We start from the raw sequence: 18,649 nt of genomic DNA on the forward strand, positions 1-18,649 counted from the left end.
AACGATACTACAAGAAAGAGAAAAATGGAAAAATCTAAATCAATTGCAGGAATTGTTGGACCGGTACTAATAGTTATGATTTTTTCGGAAATGAAATTATGGAATCCAACGCTTTATGACACACAAATTGTTCCTCTCATTTATTTGAATGGGGTGCTACTTTTCATATCAGGCTTAGCAATTGTAAAGAGCCATAACATTTGGACTTACAGTTGGCAGACCTTATTGACGATATTTGGTTATCTTGGTATTGCACTTGGATTATTCAGAATGCTATTTCCTCAAGTTCAAAAAGGAAAATTTGAAAATAATAATTCCATTATAGCAGTTGAAATAACTTTAATCCTTGTTGGAATATTTTTGACCATTAAAGCATATTATCCAACGAAAAAGTGACCATTTAATATTTCGACTATGCGAAATGATTTAAATAACATTTAAAAAACAATGAAGCATTTTTTATTTATAAAATACTAAATTGAGAGACAGATGTATAGGAATTTTATTGTGAAAAATCAAACCAGAAGAAAAACAACGAACCGCTAACAGCACCTACAAGAAATTGGCGGCTCAGTGGTTAAATGAAGCTTTGTGCTTCGTATCAAGTTTTGTGGTGGCAGACAGTTTAGTGCTTCGAAATCGCCAACTTCTTGTAGCTGCAAAACGTTAGCGGTCATTGTAAGAAAAACCTGCGAAAATGAAAATCTATCAAATTAACGACATCATTTCTGACTTACCCAAATTAACAGAATATTATTTCGGCATTTTTGAAGATACGCCAAACCCAATAATTGAATGGCCACACAGACACGGTTTTTATTCGTTAGTTTGGTTTATTCAAGGAAGTGGAATTAACGTAATAGACTTTGACGAATACGAAATTTTTCCAAATCGAATTTTTACCATCAACCCGAAACAAATACATAATTGGAATTACTCTGTTGACAGTTCTGGATATTTCCTACTTATCGAAGAACATCTTGCAAAACATCTGAATATTGATTTTTCATATCCTTATATTGATATAAAAACTGACGACATTCATTTTGTTGAAGAAATATTTAAAAGAATGTCATCAAACAAAAACCAAATGACTGCCATTCCTTATCTATACTCATTTTTGACCAATTCCGAAATCTATCAAACCAACTTAAGTGATACAATTATACTATACAAGAAACGGATAACAGAAAAATTTGAGAAAAATTCTACCATTGAACAATATGCTAAAAAACTTAATATTTCTACCGAAACGTTGAACCAATTATGCAAAAATGAAACAGGATTGACTGCCAAACAACTTCAATTGGATTTGAAAATAACTGAATCCAAAAGACTTTTACTTTATTCATCACAAAACATAAGTGAAATCGCCTTTAATCTTGGTTTTGAAGACAACTCTTATTTTTCAAGGATTTTCAAAAAGAAAGCCAATCTTTCCCCAGCAAACTTTCGGGAAAAGTACCTAAAAAACAGATAAAAGTCCTAACATAACAGATAACATCAAATCTACCTTTGTCTGAAAATGAAATTAATTGTAACCGTTTCGTTTTTACTTTTCATTACAATGAAAGTAAACGGACAAATAAAAAATTCGGAAAAGATGCAAACAGAAAGATTTAAAACAGGTTGGGAAAAACTTAAAGAAATTGACGGAGAGGCAGGAGAAAAAGTTATTAATGGACTAAAAGATATTTCACCCGAATTAGGAAAGTTCATAATTGAATATGGTTTTGGAGATATTTATACAAGAGCAGGACTTGACGTAAAATCAAAAGAAATTGCTGTTGTTGCTTCTTTAACTGCAATGGGAAATTCACAACCTCAATTAAAAGTTCATATTAATGGAGCATTAAACACAGGAAGTAGTATAAACGAAGTAAAAGAAGTAATTTTACAAATGTCGGTTTATTCAGGTTTTCCAAGTTGTATAAACGGAATGAACGCTTTGAAAGAAGTTTTGAAAGAACGCAAAGAATACGGAATTAATGATAATATTGGTAAAAATGCAACAGAAAATATTGAAACTGATAGACTAAAATTAGGCGAAAAAGAATTAACGAAATTAGACAGTTTACAAGTTGATAGACTAAAAAGTGCTTACAATGATTTTTTACCCGAATTGGTAAAAATTACTCTTGAATTTGGTTATGCTGACATTTTTTCAAGAGATAATTTAGCACCAAAATATAGACAAATTGCAACCATTTCTGCTTTAACAGCATTAGGAAATGCACAACCTCAATTAAAATTTCACATAAATGCAGGGCTAAATATTGGACTTTCAGAAACGGAAATTAAAGAAATAATGTTGCTAATGACTGTATATTCAGGTTTTCCATCAGCAATTAACGGAACAAACATATTGAGAGAAGTAATTAACGAACGAAAAAAATAACAACGAGCGCTAACATCGGTTTTGCGTAATGGCGGGCATAGTGCTAAATTCAAGTTTAGTTTTTCAATTGAACTTTAGTGCAAAGTTGAAAATTCCGTCTTTAAATCCACCACTACGCAAAGCCGAGAACCGTTAGCTTGCATTTTAATCAGAAGAAAAACCAAAGACAGAAAGAAAAATGGAAAAATATGCATTATCTTCAGACGGACTAAAAATTCACTACCAAGAAACAGGGAAAGGAAATATTTCACTTGTATTCTTACACGGGTGGCTAGGTAATATTAATTGGTGGACTAATCAAAAGAATTATTTCAAAGAAAAATATAAGGTTGTACAAATTGACCTTGGTGGACACGGAAAATCAGATAAATCAAGAAAGAATTGGACTAGTAAGCAATATGTTGATGACATTATTGCCGTAATTGACAATCTTAATCTTACAGAAGTTGTATTAGTTGGTCATTCAATGTCGGGAGGTTATGTGCTTGAAACAGCTATAAATTTACCAAAAATAAAAGCCATAATTTTGGTGGACACATTAAAAGATTTAGACAAATTAATAACATACGAACAAGCTGAACAGTTTATGTTTGTTCATTATCGAAGCGACTTTAAGTTCGCAGTTGAAAATATTCTTCCGAAAAGTCTTTTTGTGGAAAATACACCAATTGCTTTAAAACAAAGACTTCAAAAAGAATTTCTGCAAAATGAACCGGAACTAGCTGTTAATGTGATTGAACCATTATATAAAATGGAAATTCAAAAAATTGCAAGGTCAATTAATATTCCAGTAAGAGCAATTAATTCTGATACAGCACCGACAAATATTGAAAATAATCGGAAGTATTTGAAAGATTATGATTGCACAACAATAAATGGAACTGCCCATTATCCGATGCTCGAAAAACCTGATGAATTTAATAGTATCCTTGACACTCTATTAAAAGAATTGACAAAAGTAATTTATCAAAAAAACGTCAGCTAACAGCAAATTTGTGCAAAAATGGCCGACGGTGGTTTACGTTAATTCATCAGTTATTTATTTAGTTCAGTGCGGTGCGACAACGGTTCTGCAAGCAATGCATTTCTGCACAAATTTCCAAAACGTTAGCGGTCATCGTAAAACAACCCTTAAACACTATTTAAAACAAGAAGATATAACAAACTAAATTACAAACTAAAATATAAAAAATTATGGCAGTATATATTGTAAATGCATACGACATAAACGATTTTGAAACATTTAAGAACTATCCACCACAAGTAGGTGTTTTACTCAAAAAATATGGAGCAAAAGTCTTGTCAATGGAAACAAACCCAAAAACATTAGAAGGTAAAGCCAAAACAATGAATGCAATAATTGAATTTCCATCGGAAGAGGCTGTAAATAATTTTTATAATGACCCAGAGTATCAAAAAATAATTTCTTTAAGACACTCCTCTACATCTGATACTACAATGATACTACTAAAACAATATGTACAGAATTGAATAGTATAAGAACGGCGCTATTTTAAAATTTAATTAAGCAATAACTTATAGACAAAGCAACTCGACAAATCTTGGATGATAGAAAACAGAAAAAAAAATTGTTTATGTCACCAAACGTTGGAAACTAATTGCAACAATATTAAAACGAATACCAAGACTAATTTATGACAGAATGTAACGACAGAAAAGAACAACGAACCGCTAACAATAGGTTTGGCAATAGGCTGGCTGACGGAAGATCAATCAGCTGTAAATCAATATCAGCAGTAGTTCCAGCTTTACATTATAAATTGGGCATTAGTTGTATCTTCATCTTCATTTTCAGCTTTTCAATTGGCTTTTTGTTCAGGGCTTGACCAGCATTGAATATCAGCCCATCGCCAAGCCTTGACCGTTAGCGGTCATTGTAACGGACGACACCTCATAATATACATTTATACAAAAAATGCAAAACCTTTTAAAATACATTTATTCCCTGACAAATTTTTCTGACGAAAGTTGGAAACTGTTACAACCCGCATTGACAAAAAGAGCATTCAAAAAGAATGAATTGTTGCTAAAAGAAGGACAAGTTTATAACTCTTTGTTTTACATTGACAGCGGATATTGCAAAAGCTTCTACGAAATTGAAGGAGTTGTTAAGAATAAGGGATTTTTCTTTGAAAACGAAATTGCTACAAACATCACTAGCTTTGGTAGTGGTCAGAAATCAGAATTTAATATTGTGGCTTGTGAACCACTAACCACGATAATTTTTGATAAAGACAAATTGTTTCAAGTTGCTAATCAAACTATCGAAATAGAAACATTAGGACGAAACTGCATCCGCTTGTTTGCTACGAAACAAGAAGAACTTTCAATTTTGTTCAAACTTTATTCTGCAAAAGAACGATTGGAATATTTAGAAACGAAATATCCCGAAATTATACAAAGAGTTTCGCTTTCTCAATTAGCCACATTTCTCGGTGTCGCAAGGGAAACTTTAAGCAGAATAAGAAAAAGACGAATGGAGCTTTGATTTTGTGACGATTGTCACAGGTAAAATGTATTCTCTTTGTTCAACTTTGCAGAAATAAATCACAATATGCAAACGTTGATAACAGATAAAATCGAAGACTACTTTACCGAAGCTGAAACAGAGAAAGCGTTTCAAATCGCCAAACGAAAGCAATTACCAGTATTAGTTGATTTTTGGGCGCCAGGCTGTAAAGGGTGTAAAAAGATGGAAATTACCACTTACCAAAATAGTGAGATACTTTCCTATGTAGACCAAAATTTTGTTTTTGTAAAGTACGACATCACAAACACAAGCGTTGCTAAAATTACATCTTCACCAATTTTATGGACACCTACTTTCATAGTTTTCGCCAATGACGGAAGTGAAGTAAGAAAAATAACAGGATACCTAAGCGATTTACAGTTTGAAGCCGAAATGGAAATGGGTAGAGCATTGGCTTTTTTGCGAAAAGCACAACCTCAAAAGGCTTTGAATATTTTGGAAAATCTTATTAATAGTTCAGTAAATACAATTTTTTTACCAGAAGCATTGTATTGGGCAGGAGTAGCAACCTATTTTTTGAATAAAAGAAATGCGGAAAGCCTTGTACCATACTGGGAGAAACTCATAGCTAATTATTCAGAAAGTATTTGGGCTGAAAGAGCAGACTGTTTAAACATAACCTTATAATTTAACACAAAATACAAATGAATTTATTGAATAAAATTGATGAAACAACCAATATAATTACTTGGTTTGAAATCCCTGTATCAGACATTGACAAAGCAAAAACATTTTATGAAACCATACTCGATATTGAAATGATAACACGGAAAGATGGAGAAAATGAAGGTGTGTTTTTTCCATTCAATCCTAACATTGTTCAAGCAACATCCGGACGAGTTGCGGGTGTATTATCAAAATCAGAAAGAAATAAACCGTCCAAAGATGGAACTATCGTGTACATCAACGCAAGCCCAAGTATTCAAGTCGTTCTTGACAAAGTGGAACATGCAGGCGGAAAAGTTATTGCACCAAAAATGCAAATTCCAGCAGGTTTCATTGCGTTAATTATTGATACTGAAGGAAATAAGGTGGGGTTACACGCTGAACAATAAAACGAACTTATAACATCTTTTTAAACATCAAGCGAGACTAATAATTTCGCTTGATTTTTTTAGTACATTTCCATACGAAAGAAAAACAACGAACCGCTAACAGGCGTTTGGCAAAAAAGCGGGTTGACAGCTTAAATGAAGCTTTGTGCTTCGTATTAAGTTTAGTGCTGGCAGACATTAGTGCTTCGAAATCCGCTTCTTCGCCAAGCGCCAAAACGTTAGCGGTAATTTTGCCGACTGACACCACATTTAAGAAAACTTCGACACTTTAAATTAAAATATTATGACTAAACAAATTAAACAAAATTGTGGTATCCATTTTAAATTGACTATTCTCACTTCTTTACTATTGATTTCAATAAACTCTATCGCACAAGACAAAATAATTCGAAAAGAACTTTTGACTGCTGACATTGGAAGTAGAGTAATTAAAAAAGTAGATGTTAAAGAAATAAAGTTTCGTCCCGGACAACAAACAGGACTTCACAGACATCCGTGTCCAGTTATAAGTTATATCGTTTCTGGGGCTGTTCTTTTTCAAGTAGAAGGAGATACATTGAAAACCTTAAAAGCTGGAGATGTTGCGTTTGAACCTGCGGACAAAAGGATAATTCGGTTTGATAATGCCTCGAAAACAAAACCACTAGTATTTATTCCTTATTACCTTATTAATAATGAAAAAGTATTAATTGAAATGTTGCCATTAAAACCGAAAGAATAAGACTACCGCTAAGGTATTGCCAAAAGCGGCGCTGTCGTAATACTATTGAACTAGCGGAAGTAATTTAACATTTGTAAGAATAAGCTTGCTTAAATCCGCCCGCCTTCGGCAATACCCAAACCGTTAGCGGTCATTGTAAACAGCAACACCCTACCAACTTGAAACAGCTTTAAATAATATAATGGAAAATAAGCCGAACAGAAACATTTGGATTGACTATTTAAGGTCGGCAATAACATTTTTGGTAGTGGCACATCATTCCGCATTGGCATATACTACTTGGGCAAATTTTGATAAAGTTGCCTATATCCGTTCAACCCACGCAGTTGTAGATACAAAAAGATGGATTGGACTTGATGTTTTAGTTAACTTTAATGACGTATTCTTTATGTCACTGATGTTCCTAATCGGTGGACTTTTCCTTACTAAAAGCATTAAAAAAAAAGGCACAGTATCTTTTATCAAAGACAGAGTTTACAGACTTTTAATTCCTTTCCTCATTCTCGGAACGATTTTCATGTTAATCGCTTACTTTCCCGCTTACTATATTGCACATAATAGCATCAATATTGTTGACTACTTAAAAGATTTTTTTATAGTAGAACAATGGCCTGTTGGACCGCCGTGGTTTCTTTGGGTATTGTTTATCTTTAATTTAGTATTTGCTATATGCTATACAATTGGTAGGACTGTAAAGACAGGATTCGGTTTCGTTTACTTACAAAATAAGCCAGTTTTATTTTATATTGTTTTGTTCGTGTTGACCTGGCTGCTGTACGTTCCTATCTCATATAATATTGGAGCAAGTAATTGGACAGGTTTTTATCCTTTCGATTTTCAATTAAATAAAATTCTTTTATATTTTGGTTATTTTTTGGTTGGTATTCTGATAGGTAATTCTGATTTCAACAATGGCTTATTATCTGTAAATTCTGCAATTGTGAAAAGTTGGTTGCTTTGGGTTTTGCTTGCTTTTACAGTATTCGCAAGCTTAACAATTATTCCAAAATATTTAGGAGAGATGGTCAGGTCTCAAACTTTAACAGCGTTTAGCTCATCGATGATTTATTATAGTATTTATGCTGCATCCTGCAGTTTAAGTTGTATCGCTTTTATTTCAACCTTTCGAACCAAAATTGAAACTGAAAGGGTATGTTGGAATTCGCTATCTGAAAATGCTTATTTGATTTATTTAACTCATTTTGTGTTTATTACCTGGACACAATTTTTTCTTCTAAAATTTGACATTCCTGCTTTTCTTAAATTTATTATCACATTTATCATTACCATTGGTCTCAGTTGGTGGACAAGCAAATTATTGAGAAAGTTTAGCTTAATCAATAAATACTTATAACCATCGAAAAAGAACAACGAACCGCTAACAATAGGTCTGGCAATAGGCTGGCGGACGGAAGAACAATCGGCTACAAATCAATATCAGCAGTAGTTCCAGCTTGACGTTATAAATTTAGCTATTAGTTGTTATCTTCGTCTTTAGTAACAATATTCAGATTTGGTTCCGGGCTTGACCAGCAATGAATACCAGCCCATCGCCAAGCCTTACCGTTAGCAGAAATTTTATAAAAATCTCACACATTAAAAAAATGAATATAGAAATTTGGGAAAATGATTTAAAAATTATTTGGCAGAAACTTGGACTTATTTCTGACAAAGATTTTATTGAACTGATTCAAAAGCATACTGAAAATATTGATAAAGAAAAATTTAAAGCTATTTCTGATTTTGAAAAAGCTTGTGCATATGATTCTACGGGACGCGAAAAAGAAGCTGAACCACTTTATAGATCTGCTATAAAATTTGGACTAGTTGGGTTAAGAAGACGAAGAGCAAATATACAATTAGCAAGTACTCTTAGAAATAATGGAAATTTAACTGAAAGTATTGCAATATTAAAAAAAGAAAAAGAAAATTATTCTGACGAATTGGACGATGCAATAAATGCTTTTTTAGCACTTTCGCTTTCTTCTATCAATGAGGATAAAAAAGCGCTTTCTCTAGTTCTTGAATCTTTATCTAAACATCTTCCGAGATATAATAAATCAGTATTTAATTACTCAAAAAAGTTGAATAAATAAAAACTTCTGCTAACAGCTAAGGCTTCGTTGGGCTCGCAGAGCCGACAATGAGGCCTCGGTTGAACGGAACCGGCTACATTTGCGCCCTCTATGGCGTTTTCGTGAAATAATTTGAAGGATTTTGAGAGTAACTGATTCCTCTTTTTTTGTGGAGTGGAATAAAGGTGGTTTTTAGGGTGTTTTCCTTCACATTCGGGCATAAGTACCCTTACCCACCAATTCAATTTTGATGGGGAACTTGTTTTTGGCTAATACCGATGTAGTTGGCAGGCGGTCCCCGGCCATCGAACACCAAAATGGTATGCAGGTTGCCTGTTCTGCAGCAGCTACATTTTCTTGGCAATGGAGTTTTCTCTCTTTTTTCAACCACGATAACATGGAGGCTCTGCTGCAGGTTCTTTAGCTTCTTACGCTTCCATGTACTGCTCAAAAAACCATAATGCCGTATCTTCACAAACCGCTTGGGCAAGATATGCAGTGCAAACCTGCGGATAAACTCCCCGTGGGAGAGCATCATCTCTTTTTTGATGCCATTCTGCCGATAATCTTTGTAGTCAAAGGTTACACTCTGGTCATCAATACGCAGGATTCGATGATTGCTGATCGCTATTTTGTGCGTATATCGACCAAGATATTCCACCACCGATTTTGCACTCCCAAATGGCTTTTTAGCAAAGACAACCCAAGGCTTTTGCCAAAGCTGCTGCCTAATCTTAGCATAATTGTTGGGGCTTTTGGCTTTTAAAGTCCCGCAATATTTTGCCCTAAAAACTTTGGACAAGGCTTTTACCGGGAACAGGAAACTGCCATCGGTACGGATGTTCTTCCAATGCCCATCTCTGGTTACGCCACCGCCCGGCACAATGCAGTGCAGGTGTGGATGAAGCGATAAATTTTGCCCCCACGTATGCAGAACAGCGATCATTCCGCTTTGGATCTCCTTGTTTTTGCCAAAGGTCTTCAGCGTTGCCCAGGCCGTTTCAAAAAGCACACCATAGACCAGTTTCGGCTCCTGCATGGCCAGAGCGTTGATGCCATCGGGCAAAGTAAAAACAACATGGAAATACGGTACCGGCAAGAGTTCGCCGTGCCGTGCCCGTATCCAGTCCTCGCGGTTTCTGCCCTGGCATTTTGGGCAATGGCGGTTGCGGCAGGAGTTGTAGCTGATGCTGATATTCCCACAGCCGTCGCAGGCATCGATATGGCCGCCCAGGGCTGAAGTCCTGCACCTTCCCACTGCCGATAAGGTGCGCAGCTGCCAATTGTTCAAACCTAAGCCTTCAATGTTTCTGCCAAGTTTCTCCAGTACCTGCGCTACCTCTAACGGCACTTTTCAAAAAGTGTATCCAGCGGGCTGAAAGCCTTTTGAACATCGAGCCTGGCGATGTGTAGATATTCCATGGTCGTTTCAATATTCTCATGTCCCAAAAGGTTCTTTAGGGTGACGATATCCAGCCCGTCCTCCAGCAGGTGCGTGGCAAAAGTATGGCGGAGCGTATGTACATGGACATCTTTGGTAATCCCCGCCGATCTGCAGGCTTGTTTGACCGCCCATTGTACGCCCCGCTGTGAATAACGGCTGTCAAAGCATGTGCCGGGCGACCTCGAGGTACCGCCAACGGTACGTTCTTGTAGTTGGCCGTTAAAAAGATATACTTTAGGTTTTTCGGCTTCGATGTAGGTTTTCAGTCCCCGTACCAAATGTTTCGATAGCGGGACGTAGCGGTCTTTTTTGCCCTTGCCCTGTACCACTTTGAGCTGTAAACGGTCAAAATCAAGATCCTGCAGACGCACACCCCGTACTTCCATGCAACGTAGACCACAGCCATAAAGTAGCCCGATAAGGATTTTGTGCTTGAGCAGCTGGCAACTTTTAAGTAAACGCCAAACCTCTTCCTTGCTCAGCACAGTAGGAAGCTTTTTCTCGTTTTTGATCGAAGGTAAATGAAGGTACTCATACGGTAATCCTTCGCTCTTCAGCATAAAGCGCAAACCATAAACGGTATGCTTGAAATAGGTTTGTGACGGACTTTGGGAACGGTTCTGCAACATGAACAAATATTCCTGTACCTGTTCCCCATCAAGCTCGGTAGGGATTTTTCCAAAATGAAGTGCCACCGAAGCGATGTTTCTCGAGTAGCTCTCAAAGGTTCGCGGGCTCCTGCCCAGAACGGAGATGCTCCGCTTAAAACGGTAGAGCAGGGCTTCAAATCCCGGTACCTCCCGAAGCGCCCGATTAATAATCTTGTTCTCCCCTAATTCTTCAACACTCTTTTTTTTGTTGTCATAACTTATGATTTTTATATACCTTCATAAGTTAATAAATTAGAACGGAAACTCGGACCATGCGCTACCGAAGGTTTAGTTCAACAAGGGTTTGGCAAAATGGGGGCAGAAGTGCTGAATTGAGCATTTGTAATTCTATTTGGCATTTGTGCTAAATTGAACATTTGTGCTTCTAATTCCCCCACTTCGCCAAGCCCCAAACCGTTATAAGCCATTTTAAAACCGACCGAAACCGTGACAATTATACAAGAATATCAAAAATTTCTTAGCGACAACTTCTCCGAACTTAAACTGCGAGCTAATTTATTTTTTAATTGGGCTCACGGATTAAGATTTGACTTACAGGTTGGTTCGACGGACAGGGACGAGTATTTCGATGAGGTATTTAAGCGTAGTTCAATTTTGTTTAAATCACTTTTCGAACCTAACGACAATATGTTTTTTGTTCTAATGGACTACAAATGCAAACGGAACAAAATACGAATTGATAACTTCTGCTTTAAACAAATTGAAGACATCAAAAAGAATAGTATTGCATACTTAAAAGCATATAGCCTATACGAACCAAATGACAAATTTGATATAAGAAATATTGCTATTGTCAAATCAACAACGGGAAAGATAAATTTTGAAAATATTTTAAAAGCTATTGGAAATACTGACTTTCCACCAAGAGCGCCAAGGCTTGATAACAATAGCGTATTGACTTCTAAAGAAATATACTTTTGAAATATAGATAAAAAGGTAATGTTTCACATGTATGATGACCGTGGATTAGATATAATTGCAAACGACATAGAAACTTTACGACCTATTTACGAAAAGTATAATAGTTTGATCCTTGAAAGTAATAGAGAACAAATAGACAAAATATTAAAGAAAAACGGCTTATAACACCTTGAGCAAAAATGGCGACTGTGGTTTATGTAAGTTCCTCGGTTTTTTACTTAATTTAGTGCGATGTGACAATGGTTCTTCAAGCAATGCCATTTCTGCACAAATTTGCAAAACGTTAATGGCGATCTTATGAGACATTTTCTGCTTCAACATATCGATTTGACAGAAGACGAGTTTACGGACTTTTTTTCTGCAACTACACAAAGACTTTTTAAGAAAGGTACCCTTGTTTTTGAGCAGTCTAAAATATTTGACAAACTTTATTTTATCGAGGAAGGTTTAATACGATCTTTTAGAATAAAAAACGGTGAAGATATAACATATCACTTTTACCTAAAGCAAGAATTCTGCGTTGACTTTTATAGTTATTTAAATGACAGTCCCTCTGAATTTCTTTTTGAAGCACTTACAGACACCACAGTTTATGAAATTTCAAAAGCTGCAATGACAATAAAAATGCAGAAAATTGCACAAATAGAAAAGCTCGGCAGGTTAATGGCAGAAAAGGCCTACAATTCAGTGGCAGAGAGGCTTCGTGAGATACAGGTAACCAGTTTAGAAGAACGTTATCTAAAGCTTCTTAACAGAAATCCTAAACTATTTCAAGACATTCAACAAAGGCACATCGCAACCTATCTCGGAGTTAAGCCAGAAAGCCTTAGCAGAATCAAAGCTCAGCTTCATAAAAAAAGATAAGTTCAATTTCTTAACCTGTGTTATTTGGTATGTAAGCCAATCGCTTTTATTTTGCATCATTAAATTATTTAAAATATACAAAATGAATAGCGACAAAATTATATATCCAGCCAGGTTTGAACCTTCAAATTGCCCAATATTTGTAAGAAATGAAATTGAAAGTAATGCCACTCCAGAAAAGGTTTGGTTCTGGCTCACAAATGCTACAGCCTGGAACGAGTGGTATTTTAATGCTTTAAATATAGAAATTACTAATCAGCACAACAACTATCTAATGGCCGGCACAAGGTTTAATTGGAAAACTTCCGGCGTTAATCTTAAGTCCGAGGTAAAAGAGTTTATTCCTTACCAACACTTGGCGTGGGAAGCAAGGGGGACGGGGATTTCAGCTTACCACGCCTGGTTAATAATACCTAATAAAAACGGCTGCAAGATAATTACCGAAGAAACACAGCACGGTTGGTATTGCAGGCTTGGAAAGCTTTTAATGCCAAACAGGATGTTTAAGTATCATCAAATTTGGTTGGAAGGACTAAAGACAAGGGCTGAGAAAGAATAACTGCCACTATAAATTTGGTCAAAAATGGCTGACACTGGTTTACGTTAATTCATCGATTATTTACTTAATTTAGTTCGGTGCCACAACGGTTCTGCAAGCAATGCCATTTCTGCTCAAATTTCCAAAACATTCTACTTACCAAGTTTTTTAAGCATACCCTCCATAAAACAATATAACTCTTATTGTCTCCAACTATATCAAAAAACCCCCGTTTTTCTAAGAAAGTTCATTTTAAAGGTACCATTATCCCACCGTTTTATAAGAATGTAAACCGAAGACAGTTGAGGACACTTAACCAATTATACTTGTTCAAAACTATTCCATCGGCGAACTGATCAACTTATCTTATTAAGTTAATGCTTGGTAATTTGTTTAATTTCATCTAATGTATATACTTTATAGACTACTCCTAATCTCAACGCATTTTCTTCAACAGTAGAATCAAATCCAGCTCGCTTCCTTCTCTTATTTACGTTTTCTGAATCTTTAATGGGAACAACATACTTAAAGGGTTCTCTCTTACCTGTTTTAGGGTTGTTAACCATTACCATGTGTACCTGTGTGCCATAAACCTGTTCTTTCCCCTCATCATTAAGCTTCCTATCAAGCATCATAGCCGAATACTTGAACGGTAACTCTTGTTCTTTTCCGGCTTTTTCTATAAGATAGTAATATTTTGATATTTTGTTAGAATGCTGTATTACGTAAAATACAGTAGTATTTTCGGGTTCTCCAACAAGTGTTTTTCCCGGATATCCATAATCCTTAATTATATGCTCTACTTTCTCAATATTTATGGAATCAATTTTTCGCATTATTGCCCAAGCGCTTTCATCTAATGAATCTCTTGGATAGTCGAGGAGCTTTGCAATTTCGTTTTTTCTTTCTTCCTTTACTTCAGAATCTACGAATTCTCTAATCATCTGGTCGGATTGTAAAATGGTATCCAATTGCTTTTTAAGAGGTAAACTAATCGGTTTTTGGGCGATGCAGCTTGAGCTAAAAATTGATAAAACAAAAAGTAATCTGATTTTCACAATTAATATATTTGGTTCTGCCTCTAAAGGTAGTCATTAGTGATTATGACTTTTGGAATCTTTTCGACTAAGGGATTTCACACACAGCAAAAAGATAGATAATCCAGGTTATCTTTTTATTTCACCGTTTAGCGGGAATTTCCGGCCATGCTTAACCCTCTTTCTCAAAGAGTATGTGTCAACTTTATCGCTAGTTTGTAGCTTTTCTTCTTCGCTATTTGGTACAAATAATAAAATATTACTGTACCATTAGGCAATTACTAGTTAAAGTAAACAATAAGGTTTTCCTTAATACCGAAACCCAACCTTGTCAAAAAACACCATAGATTTTATCTTTCATACGTGAGCGGAGCGAGCTAAAATGAAACAAGAATTGAATTTAATTACCGTCAGATGAAATTGGATATCGTGAAAATGGTTCAAAGTAAAATATAGAATATTAAAAATGACTCCGATTTACAGCATTTTGTAAATTAGAAGGGATAATTTTTAAATTTGCGTGAGAATGACGAGTTAAATACTTTTTATGAACAAAGGTGCTCTATTAGTAAATATTTCTAAATATATAAAGCTCGGTCCAGACGAGGTGTCAATATTTAATAGCTTTTGGGTAGAAAGAACATTTGAAAAAGGAGAATACCTGTTAAGGGACGGTGATATTTGCCGTTATGACAACTATGTCATAGATGGTGCTTTAAAGGCATTTTATATTGATTCAGATAGTGGAAACGAAGAAATATTATATTTCGCTATTGACGATTGGTGGGCAACAGATATGGATAGTTTCTCCAAACAACGACCATCTATGTACAATATACAAGTGATAAAAAAGACAACTGTTTTACAGATTAATCACCATTCGTTTCAAAAAATGCTAATTGAAATTCCTGCATTAGAAAGATACTTTCGGATAATATTAGAAAGTTATTTAGGAGCATTACAGAGAAGGATTATTTATAGTAACGTGTGCGATGCCGAAAGTAGATATTACGATTTTTTAGACACATATCCAACTATAGCTTCAAAAGTTCCCCAATACTTAATTGCGTCTTATTTAGGCATTTCAGCAGAATTCCTAAGCCGTATTATAAAAAAAAATAAGGCATCTTGACCTATATCAATTTTTCTTAGTTAAATAACTATGAATTTTGCTTCATAACAAATAAGAAGCAAATGAACTATCACCCTATTTTTAAAAAAGCTAAAATATGGCAAAGAGAACTAATCAACCGAACTGTGTTAGCTCCAATGTCACGAGTTAGTGCCACGACAGACGGCATGGCTACGTATGAGATGAGTAAATATTATACAGCTTTTGCTACAGGCGGTTTTGGGATTATTATTACGGAAGGTATTTATACAGATGCTTCTAGTAGTAAAAGTTACGACCGCCAGCCTGGGCTTATAAATCCTGACCAATGTGCCGCATGGGAAAAAATTACACAGTCTGTTCATAAATCGCCTACATTAATCTTTGCACAACTGATGCATGGGGGTGCATTGTCTCAATGTGGAGAAAATACCTTAGCTCCATCCGCAGTACAACCAGTTGGTATGAAATCGGTTTCTTTTGGTGGTGAGGGAAGTTTTCCATTGCCGAAAGAAATGAGTATAGAGGACATTCAAAAAATGCAGGATGGATTTATTAGGGCAGCAGATTATGCACATAAAGCAGGTTTTGATGGGATAGAGATCCATGCAGCAAACGGTTATCTACTTGATCAATTTCTTACCCCTGAATTGAATAGACGTATCGACCGGTATGGCGGTGAAATAAGAAATCGTTTTCGTGTAATTAGTGAAATTATTACAGGTATAAAAGACATGGTACCGGAATCATTCATTGTAGGTTTGCGTGTGGCAGAGGGAAAAGTAAACGACCTTACCTATCGTTGGTCAGGTGGTGTAGAGACAGCAAAAGAACTTGCAAGCCAAATAAAATTGAGCCGGCCGGACTTTGTACACGTAGCCGTACAAACTGGTGAATGGGAACGGGATAGCTTTTATGGAGACGGAACGTCATTGGCATCGGTTATTCGAGAAATAACAAACATTCCAGTAATAGCTAACGGAGGTTTTCATAATCTCGAAAAAGCTAAAACAGCACTGAATGAAAAACATGCTGACCTGTTAGCTATTGGGAAGGCAGCCTTGGCAGATCCTCATTGGCCAATAAAAACAAGGGACAATTTACTAACAGTTCCTTTTCATCGTAATATGTTATGGCCAGAAGCTACGATCAGTCATACCCTAAAAATCATTCATAAACTAGACACAGTAGAATCATGAAACGATATAGATTTAAAATAAGCAAGCTATTTTCCGTCGGCATATTGTTTTCACTATTTATATTCACAGTACAAACTTTTGCTCAAACAAGTAATATTAAAACCACAAAAAATAAAAAAATGAAAATTTCACAGATTAAAATTACGCCAGATCCTTATGAACCATTCCGTTTGTCACAAGGTAATAGAGTCGGTGATTTATTATTTATATCTGGCCAAACTGCAACTGGAGATGATGGAAAACTCGTGGGGGTTGGCAATTTTGATACCCAAGCTCATAAAGCTTTCGAAAATCTGGAAAAAGTTTTAAAAGCCGGAGAATCAAGTTTAAAAAATGTGGTAAAGGTCACGATTATGCTCCGTGATATGGGAAACTTTAATAAAATTGTAGAATTGAGGGGCCAATATTTTACAGCACCATATCCTGCCGATACTATTTTTGAAGTATCCTCACTATTCTCACCTGATGCACTTATCGAAATTGAAGCCATTGCGGTTGTAAACGAGGCGGCAGGTTGGAAAAAGTAAATTCAAAAATAAAAAAGCAGCTATAATAATGTGCAATGAACGTTAGCACCGATGCCCACTTCAGTCCAAAAGCCCAGAAGAAAAGCTCCTTGCTGTGCTTACAGATAGTTACAAGTGCAGTCGTTAAAACCAAGCGTGTGACGACGTGTTGGAAACCATGGGGGCGAACGTTACGGATAAAAGCACAATATAGGACGTGTGCGACTTGTTTCAAAAGACTGCCAAGGTTTTTCTGACTACTTGAATTCAATATGCGACGATGCTGGCGCTAAACGAAGCGATTCTGAGAAGATGAAAGCGCTTTCAGATAAACATTTTAGTAAGGTCTGGGATAGCGCCAAGCAATCCATCTTATTGATACTTATCATTCAAGAGGGCTGGCTCAAAAATAGAAAATTATGCTGGTCATAAATTTGGCGAGGCATTTGTTAATGCGCTGAACAGTGTTCCATCACTATTGCAGATATTGCATCATAAATCGGTGCACTAACATAGTCACTAGTTTAGGCAATGGAGAAAGGAGTCAAATGAATTATAAACTATTGATGAAAAGTTTGACCAAATTAAAATATTATCTTGCAGCTATTGCCGCATTTTCAATTTGGGGCACTTTTAGTTTGGTTCTAAGGCCTCTGCACGCCTATCCATCACTAGATATATTGTTCTATCGTGTATTTAGTTGTGCAGTACTCATGTCGATCATATCAATATTTTTCAGACGTCGATTAATAAGCGAGAATTTAATTCTCTTAAAAAACTTACCCGAGAAAAAGCGTAGGGGGGTGATTTGGCTAAATCTAGGGGCAAGCATTTCTTTAACGGTCAATTGGTTTTCTTTTATCTACGTCATGAACCATGTCAACGTACGTGCAACTTCCGTTGCTTATGTAATTTGCCCCGTTCTGACCACATTGTTAGCCTATTGCTTTCTTCAAGATAAACTGAACCGTTCTCAATGGGTGGCCGTTGCGTTAAGCTGTTTAGGATGTTTATTGCTTTCCTACGCGAGCATAATAAATATGTTTTATAGCGGAATAATTGGATTTAGCTATGCGTGCTACCTAATCTGTCAAAACAGAAACATTGGCTTTGACAAGTTTTTAGTATTGAACTTTCATATTCTTCTATCGGCTATTATCCTTTTACCATTTTACCCATCATACTCAGGTACTATTCCAACGGCCTTAAATTTCTATTTTTACGTTGAAATGATTGCTATTATCTACACAATTGTATCAATATTACTTAACTTATACGCTTTAAATGGGCTTAGTTCCTCAAAAGTTGGAATGATCCTGAATATCAATCCAATCATTTCTTTCCTTTTATCTGTAGCTGTATTTCATGAGACTCTAGAAGCTATTCCAGTTGTCGCTTATAGTATCATTTTTATCGCTATCATTGTATTTAACAGCAATTGGTTTAAATCCACTGATTAAATTTTTCGAGTTACTTACTTAATAAACACGTATATTAGTATCAAAATCGAATATATGAACAATATTTTTAGGGGTGAGAATATTTTAGCCTTCATAAA

At 35.6% G+C, this 18,649-nt stretch carries 21 protein-coding genes and 1 pseudogene; 18 read left to right on the plus strand and 4 right to left on the minus strand.

The genetic code is table 11. From position 1 onward, the window contains the following. Window positions 1–24 precede the first annotated feature (24 nt). From ABIB40_RS18955 to ABIB40_RS19005, 11 genes are all read left to right on the plus strand, one after another. The gene (locus ABIB40_RS18955) at window positions 25–396 is read left to right on the plus strand and encodes a hypothetical protein (protein WP_354361192.1); all 372 of its coding nucleotides are present in this window, start codon (window positions 25–27) and stop codon (window positions 394–396) included. Window positions 397–697: 301 nt separating this feature from the next. Beyond that, window positions 698–1,480 (plus strand): AraC family transcriptional regulator, encoded by a 783-nt coding sequence (locus ABIB40_RS18960; RefSeq protein ID WP_354361194.1) that lies wholly within the window; start codon window positions 698–700, stop codon window positions 1,478–1,480. An 87-nt stretch (window positions 1,481–1,567) separates the two neighbouring features. Then, a complete protein-coding gene (locus tag ABIB40_RS18965) occupies window positions 1,568–2,398 on the plus strand; it encodes a carboxymuconolactone decarboxylase family protein (RefSeq protein WP_354361196.1) in 831 nt (276 codons plus the stop codon). 178 nt (window positions 2,399–2,576) lie between these two features. Beyond that, the gene (locus ABIB40_RS18970) at window positions 2,577–3,383 is read left to right on the plus strand and encodes an alpha/beta fold hydrolase (RefSeq protein WP_354361198.1); all 807 of its coding nucleotides are present in this window, start codon (window positions 2,577–2,579) and stop codon (window positions 3,381–3,383) included. Window positions 3,384–3,592: 209 nt separating this feature from the next. Beyond that, a complete protein-coding gene (locus tag ABIB40_RS18975; protein ID WP_354361200.1) occupies window positions 3,593–3,889 on the plus strand; it encodes a DUF1330 domain-containing protein in 297 nt (98 codons plus the stop codon). 445 nt (window positions 3,890–4,334) lie between these two features. Next, window positions 4,335–4,907, plus strand: a complete 573-nt coding sequence (locus tag ABIB40_RS18980; protein ID WP_354361202.1) for a Crp/Fnr family transcriptional regulator — start codon at window positions 4,335–4,337, stop codon at window positions 4,905–4,907. A 75-nt stretch (window positions 4,908–4,982) separates the two neighbouring features. Next, complete coding sequence (locus ABIB40_RS18985) at window positions 4,983–5,576, plus strand: thioredoxin fold domain-containing protein (RefSeq protein ID WP_354361204.1); 594 nt, start codon at window positions 4,983–4,985, stop codon at window positions 5,574–5,576. A gap of 17 nt (window positions 5,577–5,593) precedes the next feature. After that, the gene (locus ABIB40_RS18990) at window positions 5,594–6,004 is read left to right on the plus strand and encodes a VOC family protein (protein ID WP_354361206.1); all 411 of its coding nucleotides are present in this window, start codon (window positions 5,594–5,596) and stop codon (window positions 6,002–6,004) included. A 283-nt stretch (window positions 6,005–6,287) separates the two neighbouring features. Continuing rightward, complete coding sequence (locus ABIB40_RS18995) at window positions 6,288–6,725, plus strand: cupin domain-containing protein (protein WP_354361208.1); 438 nt, start codon at window positions 6,288–6,290, stop codon at window positions 6,723–6,725. A gap of 181 nt (window positions 6,726–6,906) precedes the next feature. Next, window positions 6,907–8,079, plus strand: coding sequence for an acyltransferase family protein (locus ABIB40_RS19000; RefSeq protein WP_354361210.1), 1,173 nt, complete (start codon window positions 6,907–6,909; stop codon window positions 8,077–8,079). A gap of 250 nt (window positions 8,080–8,329) precedes the next feature. Beyond that, a complete protein-coding gene (locus ABIB40_RS19005; RefSeq protein WP_354361212.1) occupies window positions 8,330–8,821 on the plus strand; it encodes a tetratricopeptide repeat protein in 492 nt (163 codons plus the stop codon). Between the two features lie 220 nt (window positions 8,822–9,041). Here ABIB40_RS19005 and ABIB40_RS19010 read toward each other — a convergent pair whose 3' ends face one another. The 3 genes from ABIB40_RS19010 to ABIB40_RS19020 all read right to left on the minus strand — a co-directional run bounded on the left by ABIB40_RS19010 (window position 9,042) and on the right by ABIB40_RS19020 (window position 11,322). Then, window positions 9,042–10,151 carry an IS91 family transposase gene (locus tag ABIB40_RS19010; RefSeq protein WP_354361214.1) on the minus strand — a complete coding sequence of 370 codons (1,110 nt, stop codon included), beginning with the start codon at window positions 10,149–10,151 and terminating at the stop codon, window positions 9,042–9,044. Then, window positions 10,142–10,939, minus strand: coding sequence for a tyrosine-type recombinase/integrase (locus ABIB40_RS19015; protein ID WP_354361216.1), 798 nt, complete (start codon window positions 10,937–10,939; stop codon window positions 10,142–10,144). Before ABIB40_RS19015 ends, ABIB40_RS19010 begins: the two co-directional genes overlap by 10 nt. Window positions 10,940–11,187: 248 nt before the next feature. Beyond that, window positions 11,188–11,322 carry a hypothetical protein gene (locus ABIB40_RS19020; protein WP_354361218.1) on the minus strand — a complete coding sequence of 45 codons (135 nt, stop codon included), beginning with the start codon at window positions 11,320–11,322 and terminating at the stop codon, window positions 11,188–11,190. A gap of 19 nt (window positions 11,323–11,341) precedes the next feature. Between ABIB40_RS19020 and ABIB40_RS19025 the strand changes: the two are divergent. The 3 genes and pseudogenes from ABIB40_RS19025 to ABIB40_RS19040 all read left to right on the plus strand — a co-directional run bounded on the left by ABIB40_RS19025 (window position 11,342) and on the right by ABIB40_RS19040 (window position 13,259). After that, a pseudogene (locus tag ABIB40_RS19025) lies at window positions 11,342–12,001 on the plus strand (DUF3885 domain-containing protein). A gap of 132 nt (window positions 12,002–12,133) precedes the next feature. After that, a complete protein-coding gene (locus ABIB40_RS19035; protein WP_354361224.1) occupies window positions 12,134–12,700 on the plus strand; it encodes a Crp/Fnr family transcriptional regulator in 567 nt (188 codons plus the stop codon). A gap of 82 nt (window positions 12,701–12,782) precedes the next feature. Next, window positions 12,783–13,259 (plus strand): SRPBCC domain-containing protein, encoded by a 477-nt coding sequence (locus ABIB40_RS19040; protein ID WP_354361226.1) that lies wholly within the window; start codon window positions 12,783–12,785, stop codon window positions 13,257–13,259. A gap of 353 nt (window positions 13,260–13,612) precedes the next feature. On the opposite strand, the gene ABIB40_RS19045 is transcribed toward ABIB40_RS19040, so the two are convergent. After that, window positions 13,613–14,182: a DUF6624 domain-containing protein gene (locus ABIB40_RS19045; protein ID WP_354361228.1), complete on the minus strand. Its 570-nt coding sequence runs from the start codon at window positions 14,180–14,182 to the stop codon at window positions 13,613–13,615. Between the two features lie 640 nt (window positions 14,183–14,822). On the opposite strand from ABIB40_RS19045, the gene ABIB40_RS19050 reads away from it, so the two are divergent. The 4 genes from ABIB40_RS19050 (at window position 14,823) to ABIB40_RS19065 (ending at window position 18,551) form a co-directional block, all read left to right on the plus strand. Then, complete coding sequence (locus tag ABIB40_RS19050) at window positions 14,823–15,407, plus strand: Crp/Fnr family transcriptional regulator (RefSeq protein WP_354361230.1); 585 nt, start codon at window positions 14,823–14,825, stop codon at window positions 15,405–15,407. 62 nt (window positions 15,408–15,469) lie between these two features. Beyond that, window positions 15,470–16,585 carry an oxidoreductase gene (locus ABIB40_RS19055; RefSeq protein ID WP_354361232.1) on the plus strand — a complete coding sequence of 372 codons (1,116 nt, stop codon included), beginning with the start codon at window positions 15,470–15,472 and terminating at the stop codon, window positions 16,583–16,585. Next, entirely contained in the window at window positions 16,582–17,112 is a 531-nt protein-coding gene (locus ABIB40_RS19060) for a RidA family protein (protein WP_354361234.1), read from the plus strand. The genes ABIB40_RS19055 and ABIB40_RS19060 overlap by 4 nt, the downstream gene beginning before the upstream one ends. 545 nt (window positions 17,113–17,657) lie before the next feature. Then, window positions 17,658–18,551, plus strand: coding sequence for an EamA family transporter (locus ABIB40_RS19065; protein ID WP_354361236.1), 894 nt, complete (start codon window positions 17,658–17,660; stop codon window positions 18,549–18,551). Window positions 18,552–18,649 lie beyond the last annotated feature (98 nt).

Source organism: Pedobacter sp. UYP30, from assembly GCF_040547165.1.
GTDB lineage: Bacteria > Bacteroidota > Bacteroidia > Sphingobacteriales > Sphingobacteriaceae > Pedobacter.